This is a genomic window from Gammaproteobacteria bacterium, assembly GCA_011375345.1.
GTDB lineage: Bacteria > Pseudomonadota > Gammaproteobacteria > DRLM01 > DRLM01 > DRLM01.
This window is the reverse complement of record DRLM01000050.1, coordinates 1-9,885: the sequence shown is the minus strand read 5'-3', so window position 1 is coordinate 9,885 and position 9,885 is coordinate 1. Positions and strand designations below refer to the sequence as shown.

The window sequence follows — 9,885 nt, the reverse complement described above, 5'->3', positions numbered from 1 at the left end:
TAGCGCCACAAGCCCGCCGCTGACAGGCTGTCCGGCTTCACCGCCACCACGCCAATGAGTTCGGGGGTCACCACGGTGGGCCAGACCAGTTGCGCCAGCCGCGCGCTGCTGACCTGCTCTTCGCTGATGCGGTTGCGGGACACGTCCTGCAGCAGCCAGGCCAGCTCTCCGTAGCGCGCGCGACGGGCCCGAATGACTTCCACCAGGCGCAGATCCTCTGCGAAGCGGTAAATCGTGACGCCGCCCAGCTCCCCCCCCGCCAGCACATCACGCACGTGGACATACTGGCGGCCGTCCCGCGCCCACAGGCCGCCCGTGCCCGTGAGCGCCACCTGCTGGCTGAGGGCCTTGGCGCGCAGGCTGCGGGCGTAGTCCTCCGCAGGCGGCGCCAGGTATTCGCCCAGAGCCGCCGCCAGCACCATAAGCACAAGCCCCACTTTCATCACCGCCCAGACGATGCGCCCGGTGGCCACCCCGGCGGCACGCATTACCGTGAGTTCGTTGTGGCTGGCCAGCACCCCCAGCCCCAGGATGGCGCCCAGCAGGGCCACCATGGGAAAGAGCTGATAGGCCAGGCGCGGCAGGGTCAGCAACACGTATTGGGCGGCTTTAAGAGGGGTGTAGTCGCCGCGGCCGGTCTGGTCCAGCTCCGCCACGAAGGTGCCGAAGGAAAACAGGGCCAACAGTACAAACAACACCGTGAGCATGCTGCCGGCCACGCTCCAGCCAATGTAGCGGTCGAGGATCTTCATGGCGACGCCCCCCGCCGGACGAACGGCCGCCAGCCGCTTTGGCGCGCCATCCACACCCCCACCCACAGCAACAAAGCCCCATGCGCCCACCACAGGCCCAGCGCCACCGGCACGGCACCCTGCTCGATCCAGGTCCGCCCCACGGCCAGGGCGTTGGTGTAGACGGCGTAGGCCAGCACGGCCGCAAACAAGCGGCCGAAGCGTCCCTGCCGGGGGTGGGTGCGGCTTAACGGCACCGCCAGTGCGGCCAGCAACAGCGTGGACAGGGGCATGGCCAGCCGCCAGTGCAACTCGGCCCAGGCGGCCGCGTCCGCCCGCTGCCACAGTGCCCCTGTGGGCAGGGCCGCCAGCTTGCGCGCGCCGGGCACCACCGTCCGCTGTTCCAGCAAAACGCCGTGTTGCCCGAAACGGACGATCTTGTAGCGGGCCTGCCCCGGCTCGCCCTCGTAGCGGTAGCCGTCCTCCAGGATCAGGTAACGGCTGCCATCCTCGGGGTTGACCCACTGCCGGCCGCGCACGGCAGTGAGCACATTCAACACCCCTTCACGGCGGGTCTCAACGAACACGTGGCTGAGTTCCGTGCGCTCGTCATTCATGGCCTCCACGTAAAACACCAGCTTGCCGTCGCGCAGGCTCTGGAAACGGCCGGCGCTGATGCCCTGAATCTCGGCGCTGGCCCGGGCCTCATCCTGGATACGGTAAGTGAGTTCCTCCGCCCAGGGTCCGAAACGCAGGGAAATCCCTCCCACCAGCAGGGCGGGAAGCAAGGCGAAACCCAGCACAATGCGCAGCACCCTGCCCGGTCCGATACCGCAGGCCGCCAGGGCGGTCATCTCGTTATCTTTATAAAAACGCCCCAAAGCCAGGAGCACGGCGAAAAACAGGGCCAGGGGCAATAACATCACCAGATTGCTGAGCGACTTCAAGCCCAGAAACTGCAACAAAGTCCCGGCGGGCAGGCCCTCCGCCGAGGCGGAGGCCAGAAAACGAATGAAGCGGTTGCTGACGTAAATCACATAAAGCACGCCGGCAACAGCCGCCAGCGTCAGCATAATTTCCCTTATCAGATAGCGGGTAATAATCACAGGCAAACGACAACCGATATTGAAACTTAAGGTTTATAGTGGAAAAAGGACAATTGTGAGGTAAACTAATAAAAATATCCCTTTTTCGGCACGGCGCCGAAGGCCTGGGATACGCATTCTGTCATTGCGGCGATGGCGCTGCCGGTACTGGGTTTCGCCAGTTGAATCAGTCACCCCGCTCAGGCAGCATGCCCGATCCATCACTTGCCCCCGGCCCCTCCGCCGCCCTGGCGGAAACAACACAAGAGCCGGGGAGGGGGGCGTCCGCATGGTTATTTTTACCGGGGAGAAAATATGGAATTTACGGTTAAAAGCGGCAATCCTGAAAAACAACGCACCGCCTGCGTGGTGGTCGGCGTGTTCGAGCCCCGGCGCCTCACCCCCCTGGCCGAGCGCCTGGACGAGGTCACCGAGGGCTACATTTCCAACCTCATCCGCCGCGGCGACCTGGAAGGCAAACTGGGCCAGACCCTGTTGCTGCACAATGCCCCCAACACCCTGTGCGACCGCATTTTGCTCGTGGGCTGCGGCCGCGAGCGGGAACTGAACGAAGCCGCCTACCGCCAGATTATCGCCAAAGCGGCCACCACGCTCAATGACATCGGCGCCATGGAGGCGGTGTGCTATCTCACCGAACTCAATATCAAAGGCCGGGACGTGGAGTGGAAAGTCAGCCAGACGGTGCAGGCGGTGGCCGACGCGCTGTACCGCTTCGACCAGCTCAAAAGCAAAAAAGACACAGCCCGCCGCCCTTTGCGCAAGCTCATTTTGAGCGTGCCACGCCGGCGCGAGCTGGCCGCCGGGGAAGAAGCCCTGCGGGTAGGACGCGCCATCGCCGGCGGCGTGCGCCTGGCCAAGGATCTCGGCAATCTGCCCGGCAACCTCTGCACCCCCTCTTACCTGGCCGAGCAGGCCCGCGGCCTGGCGAAAAGTCATAAATCGGTAAAGGTTGAGATCCTGGAGCAGAACGAGATGGAGGAACTGGGCATGGGCGCCCTGCTGTCTGTGGCCAAGGGTTCGCGCCAGCCGCCCAAACTGATCGTGATGCGCTACCAGGGCGGCAAAAAGGACCAACCCCCGGCGGTACTGGTGGGCAAGGGGCTCACCTTCGATGCCGGCGGCATCTCCATCAAGCCCGCCGCCCAGATGGATGAAATGAAATACGACATGTGCGGTGGCGCCGCCGTGCTGGGCACGATAAAAGCAGTGGCGGAGATCGGTATCGGCCTCAATGTCATCGGCCTTGTCCCGGCCAGCGAAAACCTGCCCGACGGGGCCGCCAACAAACCGGGTGATATCGTCACCAGCCTGTCCGGCCAGACCATTGAAATTCTCAACACCGACGCCGAAGGCCGGCTGATACTGTGTGATGCCCTCACCTACGCCGAGCGCTTCGAGCCCGACGTAGTCATCGACATCGCCACCCTCACCGGTGCCTGCGTCATCGCCCTGGGCAAGCACGCCAGCGGCCTGCTCAGCAATCACAGCCCCCTGGCCCATGACCTGCTCAACGCCGGCAAGGCCAGCGGCGACCGGGCCTGGGAGCTGCCGCTGTGGGAAGACTATCAGGAGCAGATCAAAAGTCCCTTCGCCGACATGGCCAACGTGGGCGGCCGGGAGGCGGGCACCATCACCGCCGCCTGCTTTCTGTCGCGCTACACCAAGAAATTCCACTGGGCCCATCTGGACATCGCCGGCACGGCCTGGATCAGCGGCGAAAACAAAAGCGCCACCGGCCGGCCCGTGCCCCTGCTCACCCAGTATTTGCTGGACCGCGCCGCGGAACTCAAAAACACCCGCAAAAGCTGACGTCCTTCCATGACCCAGGTGGATTTTTACGTGCTGGACAGCGGCGCAGCGGCCGCCCGCGAACAGCTTGCCTGCCGTCTGGCGGACAAAGCCTGCCGACGAAACCTGCGGGTCTACATCCACACCGCCACCCGGGAGGACGCCACCCGCATGGATGATTTGCTGTGGACCTTCCGCCCCGGCAGTTTCGTCCCCCACGAGCTGGCCCGCCCCGGTGCAGAACCGGCAGCGCCCGTGCTTATCGGCCACGGCGACGACCCCGGCGACGAACACGGTGTGCTGATCAACCTGGACCAGACTGTGCCTCCCTTTTTCAGCCGCTTCGAACGGGTGGCGGAAGTGGTGGACGGCTCGCCACAAGGCAAGCAAAACGCCCGTGAGCGGTTCCGTTTCTACCGCGACCGGGGGTATGCTTTGTCCACCCATCATGTCTCCGACCCAGGCCCCGATGTCTGAATTCCTGATCCGCGACAATGACGCGCTGCCTCCCGACGGGATTCCCGTGTTGCGGGATGTGGTGGATATCGGCGAGCCGGCGTCCGACGCGCACGACACCGCCACCCACTGGGAGCGCGCCTTCCGCGAACTGGCCGGCCGGCTGCAGGACAAACTGTTGCAGGACTTGGAAGATCAGCTGGACAGCACCCTCGCCGACCGGCTGCACGACGCCGTGACCGAGGCGACCGCCCAAATCGGCGAACAATTGCGCAGCGACCTGGAGCGGCGCATGGGGGAGTTGGTGGAAGAGCTGCTTCAACAGCGCTCTGAGAACCAAACTTAGGAAATGAACACAACCGTGGCTGCGCCTCACCCGGCAGCCGCCCCTTCTTTTTTATCCCTCCTTTGCAAAAAGGGGTGAGGGGGTTCGAAACAACCATTTGCTCGGTCAGCCCCCCCTTTTTCAAAGGGGGAGTCAAAAGCCCATCTACGGTGTATGAATGCACCGTCATGTTCAATGACGACAGGTCACTGAACATGTGGGAGAGCTGCAAATCACGTTTGCGGCTGCCGGCGTTGAACATTGGCGCCAGCCAGTGAAAGCCCGCGGAATACCCGCCATATCGCGAAACGGCGGGCGGATTCCGCGGGCGGCAATAACAGACAATACGCGAACAACCCATACGCACTTCGCATCAACTGTAAAGACAATACCCATACAACAACACGCACCAAGAGCACCATGGACAAAACCTACAACCCTCACGCTATCGAACAACGCTGGTACCGGTTCTGGGAAGACAACGGCCACTTCTCCCCCAGCGGTACCGGTGAGCCCTATTGCATCATGATCCCCCCACCCAATGTCACGGGCAGCCTGCACATGGGCCACGGCTTCAACAACACCATCATGGACGCTCTGGTCCGCTACCACCGCATGTGCGGCCGCAACACCCTGTGGCAGCCGGGCACGGACCACGCGGGCATCGCCACCCAGATGGTGGTGGAACGCCAACTGGCCGCGCAAGGGCAAAGCCGTCACGACCTGGGCCGCGAGGCCTTTATCAAACGGGTGTGGGAATGGAAGCAGGAATCCGGCGGCAACATCACCTGCCAGCTTCGGCGCCTGGGCTCTTCACTCGACTGGTCCCGCGAACGCTTCACCATGGACGAGGGCCTCTCAGAAGCCGTGCGGGAAGTGTTCGTGCGTTTGCACGAAGAAGGCTTGATCTACCGCGGCAAGCGACTGGTGAACTGGGACCCGGTATTGCACACCGCGGTATCCGATCTGGAAGTGGTTTCCGAAGAAGAAAACGGCCACCTGTGGCACTTGCGCTATCCCCTGGCGGACGGCAGCGGTCATCTGGTGGTGGCCACCACCCGGCCCGAAACCATGTTGGGCGACAGCGCTGTGGCCGTGCATCCCGACGACGAGCGCTATCAGCACCTCATCGGCAAAGAAGTCTTGTTGCCACTCAGCGGGCGGCGCATTCCCGTTATTGCCGATGACTATGTGGACCCGGAGTTCGGCACCGGCTGCGTGAAAATCACCCCGGCTCACGATTTCAACGACTACCAGGTGGGGCTGCGCCATGGCCTGCCGCAGATCAACATCTTTACCAAAGATGCCCGCATCAATGAAGCCGCCCCGGAGAAGTACTTTGGCCTGGACCGCTTCGAAGCGCGCAAACGAATTGTGGCCGATCTGCAAGCCTCTGGATTGTTGGAAGAAATCAAAGACCACAAGCTCATGGTCCCCCGCGGCGACCGCAGCGGCGCGGTGATCGAGCCGTTCCTCACCGACCAGTGGTACGTCAAAACCGGACCCCTGGCCGGACCCGCCATTGAGGCGGTGAAAAACGGCACCATTCGTTTCGTGCCGGACAACTGGAAAAACACCTATTTCGAATGGATGCGCAACATCGAAGACTGGTGCATCTCGCGCCAGATCTGGTGGGGCCATCGCATTCCCGCCTGGTACGATGAGGAGGGCAACATCTTTGTCGCCCGCAGCCGCGAAGAGGCCCATGCCCAAGCCCGTGAGAAGCACGGCAAAGACGTGGACCTCTCCCAGGATGAAGACGTGCTGGACACTTGGTTCAGCTCAGCGCTGTGGCCCTTTTCCACCCTGGGCTGGCCGGCGCAAACACCCGAGCTGGACACCTTCTACCCCACCAACGTGCTCGTCACCGGTTTCGACATCATATTTTTCTGGGTGGCGCGCATGGTGATGATGGGCTTGAAATTCATGGGCGATGTCCCCTTCCGCGATGTGTACATCCACGGCTTGGTGCGCGACGCCCACGGCCAGAAAATGTCCAAATCCAAAGGGAATGTGCTGGACCCCATCGACCTCATCGACGGCATCGGTCTGAACGCCTTGGTGGAAAAACGCACCAAGGGCTTGATGCAGCCGCAGATGGCCGAAAAAATTGAAAAAGCCACCCGCGCCGAATTCCCCGACGGCATTCCCGCCTTCGGCACCGATGCCTTGCGTTTCACCTTCGCGGCGCTGGCCTCCACCGGCCGCGACATCAATTTTGACCTGGGCCGCATCGGCGGCTACCGCAACTTTTGCAACAAATTATGGAACGCCTCGCGCTACGTGTTGATGAATACCGAGGGCGAAGATTGCGGACTGAGCGGGAAAATTGAACTCAGCCTGGCTGACCGCTGGATCCGCTCGCGCTTGCAGGTGGTTACGAGAAGCGTGCACGACAGCATGGCGAACTACCGTTTCGACCATGCCACGCAGGCCATTTATGAATTCGTATGGAACGAGTTTTGCGACTGGTATCTGGAATTGTCCAAACCGATCCTCACGGCGAACACCGGGGGAAATGCTCATACCCCCCCCCTTGAAAAAGGGGGGCCGGGAGGGATTTCCGCCGCCCAACAACGCGGCACCCGCCGTACCCTGATAGAAACCCTGGAAGCCGTCCTCCGCCTGGCCCATCCCTTCATGCCCTTCATCACCGAGGAAATCTGGCAACGCGTGGCGCCGCTGGCCGGTTTGACGGGTAAAACCATCATGCGTCAACCCTATCCTGAAGCAAACGATGGCCTCATGGACACCACCGCGGTACACGAAATCGAATGGGTGATGGAGTTTGTTTTGGCGGTGCGCAAAATCCGCGGTGAAATGAACATCCCCCCACGCAAACCACTGCCGGTGCTGTTGCATCACTACAGCGAACAAGACCAGGCGCGGGTGAACGCCAACCGTGCCTACATCACTTTTTTAACCCGGGTGGACAACATCGATTTTTTAAGCGCCGACGCCGCGCCGCCGGAATCCGCCACCGCCCTCATCGGTGAGATGAGACTGCTCATCCCCATGGCCGGGCTGATTGACAAAGACGCGGAACTGGCCCGTTTGCGCAAAGAAATCGCCCGGCTGGAAAAAGATCTGCAACGGGGCGAAGCCAAGCTGGCCAATCCCAATTTCGCCGAAAAAGCGCCCACCCACGTGGTGGCCACGGAGCGGCAGCGGGTGGATGAGATGCGCGGCGCCCTGGAGAAGTTGCAGGCACAGCGGCAGCGGATTGAGAATTTATAGGTACGGCGAAGAGTGCGCATGGTGCGCGCCCTATGCCACAACAGTCGCGTTGATGGCGGCGAGATAGGCCTTTTCCAGATCGGTGCTGTGGTAGGTCGCGCGGCACGCGGCCGGGCTGCCCGAGAACACCACACGGCCACCGTGCAAAATCGCCAGGCGGTCGCACAGGCTGTCCACATCGTGCAGGAGATGGGTGGAGAAAAAAAGGCTTTGGCCCGCCTTCTTGCGCGCCGCCAAGGCCTGCTTTACCAGGGCGCGGGCTTTGGGATCCAAACCGCTCATGGGCTCATCCAGCACCAGCAGCGCTTTGCCGCTCAAAAGACAGGCTGCCAGGCCCAGCTTTTGCGCCATGCCCTTGGAATAGGCCCGCACCGGCTTGTTCAAAGCGCCAGGGGACAAATCCAGCGAGCGCACCACCGCCGCAATCTCCGCATTCCCGGCGCCGCATTCATACATGTCCACCATGGTACGCAAAAAACGCCAACCGTTTAAGTGATGGGGCGGCGTGAACCGTTCGGGAAGAAAAGCCAGGCGCGACCGCGCTTTTGTTTCGCGGCTGTCCACGCCGAACAGTTCAATTCTGCCGCGATCGGCGCGGCTGAGATCGAGCAGGCATTTGATCAGCGTGGTTTTGCCGGCGCCGTTGGCGCCGACCAAGCCGAAACATTCACCCGGCTCGACTTTGAGCGCAACATCATGCAACACCGGCGTCCGGCCGTAATATTTCGTCACATCGCTAACGGTCAGGGCAGCGCTGTCCATTCCCGCCTCTCAACAAACAAACGCGGCGCCATCCGGCGCCGCGCTGTGATGGGTCTCCATCCCTGAGCACGTGCAAGCCCCTCAGAATATATGCACGCCACCGCAGTCGGACTGGGGATTGGCCACCGCAACCTGATAGGTGCTGGCAGCGCCCGCACCAGTCCGGCAGGTGCTGGCATTGGCCGACTGGTCCACCTGGAACTTGCCGGTACGGGGGATACCGTCATCCACCTTGCGGTCGATTTCCGCCAGCACTTCCACAGGAATGCTGCGGCCGGTACGCAATTCATGGCTCGCCCGGTTGGTCCCGTCCGCCGCCGAACCCCAGGAGAACATCAAGGGCCGGCCGAAGGCGTTGGTGGCACAACGGGTGGACGGGCAGTTGTTGATGTTGTTGGCATTGGCCTGGCCGTCGAAATTGCCGGTGATGAAGCCCGCCGCCGCCAGATGCAGCCAGAACAAGCCCCGGTCGTTGTTGGTGTCCACCCTGCCGTTGCCGTCGCCGTTGCCGCCATTGACGCCGACACTGACGCCGGCAATGTTGGTGGACGCCACCGAGTAGTCCCCGGGCAGGGCGCGATAACGATCCTGAAAGGCGAAAAACGCCGCCTTGATGGCGCTGCCCTGATCCACCACATTGCGCACTTTGGCGTTGGTGATCATCTCCTGACCTTTCAGGATGCCGCCCAGCAGGATGCCGATGATCACCAGGACGATGGCGATTTCCACCAGTGTAAAACCGGATTGCTGTTGTTTCATAGCCGCTCTCTCTCTAATTTGATTCAGGCCTAACCGTTCGGGGCCCGTGGTTCGACCATGCCTTGTCGTCTCTCCAAATCCGTCAGGCGCTGCCTGAAAAAACGCAACTCGTGCGCATCGGTGATGCGGCCGCTTTCCAACAAACCTCCGATGAGGAGGCGTGCCGCTTCAAGTTCACCGGCCTCTTCCAGCAAGAAGATGTGCATCTGGCGCGCCCACTGGGGAATGGCATTCCCCTCCGAATTGTCGGCAATTGCGCGGGCATACTTTAACGCCAGAGGCATATCACCCAGGCGGTGCCGGACCAGCACCGCCACATGGGCCAACCAGGGCCAGCGCCGGGCGGGGTCATCCTGAAACTTGCGGTATACGAAATCCGCCATGGCGCGCATTTTCCTGTCGTCAGGCACTTCACCGTAGAGGCGCGCCGCCGCCAGCAGGGGGTACTGGCCGCTGGGATCCAGCGCCAGCGCCACGTCCAGCCAGGCCTCCACCCGGCCATAGTCCAAAGCCGCAAAAGGGATACTCACTCCCGCCTGGTTGTCGAAGGCCTGCAACCACAACATCAGCGCTTTGGACAAGGCCACCGGATCACCCAGGCTCAAGGCCCGCAGCACCGGCGCCGCCGGCGGTGCCGGCAGCTTCTCGGCCCGCGCCGCCGGCGGCGGCTGGGCGGCGTTCCACAGCACTTGCGCGGCCAGGGCCACCGCCAACACCACCT

Annotated in this window: 9 protein-coding genes; 4 read left to right on the top strand and 5 right to left on the bottom strand. The window is 62.4% G+C overall.

Features of this window, described 5'->3' with window-relative positions; all coding sequences use genetic code 11:
- Together lptG and lptF are read right to left on the bottom strand one after the other, a co-directional pair.
- Positions 1 to 752 (bottom strand): LPS export ABC transporter permease LptG (lptG, locus tag ENJ19_03570; GenBank protein ID HHM04805.1); only part of this gene is annotated, 752 nt, incomplete at its 3' end.
- Positions 749 to 1,804 carry an LPS export ABC transporter permease LptF gene (lptF, locus tag ENJ19_03565; GenBank protein ID HHM04804.1) on the bottom strand — a complete coding sequence of 352 codons (1,056 nt, stop codon included), beginning with the start codon at positions 1,802 to 1,804 and terminating at the stop codon, positions 749 to 751. The genes lptF and lptG, both read right to left, overlap by 4 nt.
- A 327-nt stretch (positions 1,805 to 2,131) precedes the next feature.
- On the opposite strand from lptF, the gene ENJ19_03560 reads away from it, so the two are divergent.
- The 4 genes from ENJ19_03560 (at position 2,132) to ENJ19_03545 (ending at position 7,643) form a co-directional block, all read left to right on the top strand.
- Positions 2,132 to 3,646 (top strand): leucyl aminopeptidase, encoded by a 1,515-nt coding sequence (locus tag ENJ19_03560; GenBank protein HHM04803.1) that lies wholly within the window; start codon positions 2,132 to 2,134, stop codon positions 3,644 to 3,646.
- A 9-nt stretch (positions 3,647 to 3,655) separates the two neighbouring features.
- Positions 3,656 to 4,102: a DNA polymerase III subunit chi gene (locus ENJ19_03555; GenBank protein ID HHM04802.1), complete on the top strand. Its 447-nt coding sequence runs from the start codon at positions 3,656 to 3,658 to the stop codon at positions 4,100 to 4,102.
- Complete coding sequence (locus tag ENJ19_03550; GenBank protein ID HHM04801.1) at positions 4,095 to 4,427, top strand: hypothetical protein; 333 nt, start codon at positions 4,095 to 4,097, stop codon at positions 4,425 to 4,427. Before ENJ19_03555 ends, ENJ19_03550 begins: the two co-directional genes overlap by 8 nt.
- Positions 4,428 to 4,826: 399 nt before the next feature.
- Positions 4,827 to 7,643 (top strand): valine--tRNA ligase, encoded by a 2,817-nt coding sequence (locus tag ENJ19_03545; protein HHM04800.1) that lies wholly within the window; start codon positions 4,827 to 4,829, stop codon positions 7,641 to 7,643.
- Between the two features lie 30 nt (positions 7,644 to 7,673).
- Here the strand turns inward: ENJ19_03545 and ENJ19_03540 are convergent, their stop codons facing one another.
- The 3 genes from ENJ19_03540 to ENJ19_03530 form a co-directional block, all read right to left on the bottom strand.
- Complete coding sequence (locus tag ENJ19_03540) at positions 7,674 to 8,405, bottom strand: ABC transporter ATP-binding protein (protein ID HHM04799.1); 732 nt, start codon at positions 8,403 to 8,405, stop codon at positions 7,674 to 7,676.
- Positions 8,406 to 8,486: 81 nt separating this feature from the next.
- On the bottom strand, positions 8,487 to 9,164 hold the full coding sequence (locus ENJ19_03535) for a prepilin-type N-terminal cleavage/methylation domain-containing protein (GenBank protein HHM04798.1): 678 nt from the start codon (positions 9,162 to 9,164) through the stop codon (positions 8,487 to 8,489).
- 29 nt (positions 9,165 to 9,193) lie between these two features.
- Complete coding sequence (locus ENJ19_03530; GenBank protein HHM04797.1) at positions 9,194 to 9,883, bottom strand: hypothetical protein; 690 nt, start codon at positions 9,881 to 9,883, stop codon at positions 9,194 to 9,196.
- Positions 9,884 to 9,885 lie beyond the last annotated feature (2 nt).

Excerpts from the sequence above, each read along its gene's own strand:
- lptF (HHM04804.1), bottom strand. The coding sequence starts at position 1,804 with ATGCTGACGCTGGCGGCTGTTGCCGGCGTGCTTTATGTGATTTACGTC.
- ENJ19_03545 (HHM04800.1), top strand. The coding sequence starts at position 4,827 with ATGGACAAAACCTACAACCCTCACGCTATCGAACAACGCTGGTACCGG.
- ENJ19_03535 (HHM04798.1), bottom strand. The coding sequence starts at position 9,164 with ATGAAACAACAGCAATCCGGTTTTACACTGGTGGAAATCGCCATCGTC.
- ENJ19_03560 (HHM04803.1), top strand. The coding sequence starts at position 2,132 with ATGGAATTTACGGTTAAAAGCGGCAATCCTGAAAAACAACGCACCGCC.
- ENJ19_03540 (HHM04799.1), bottom strand. The coding sequence starts at position 8,405 with ATGGACAGCGCTGCCCTGACCGTTAGCGATGTGACGAAATATTACGGC.
- ENJ19_03555 (HHM04802.1), top strand. The coding sequence starts at position 3,656 with ATGACCCAGGTGGATTTTTACGTGCTGGACAGCGGCGCAGCGGCCGCC.
- ENJ19_03550 (HHM04801.1), top strand. The coding sequence starts at position 4,095 with ATGTCTGAATTCCTGATCCGCGACAATGACGCGCTGCCTCCCGACGGG.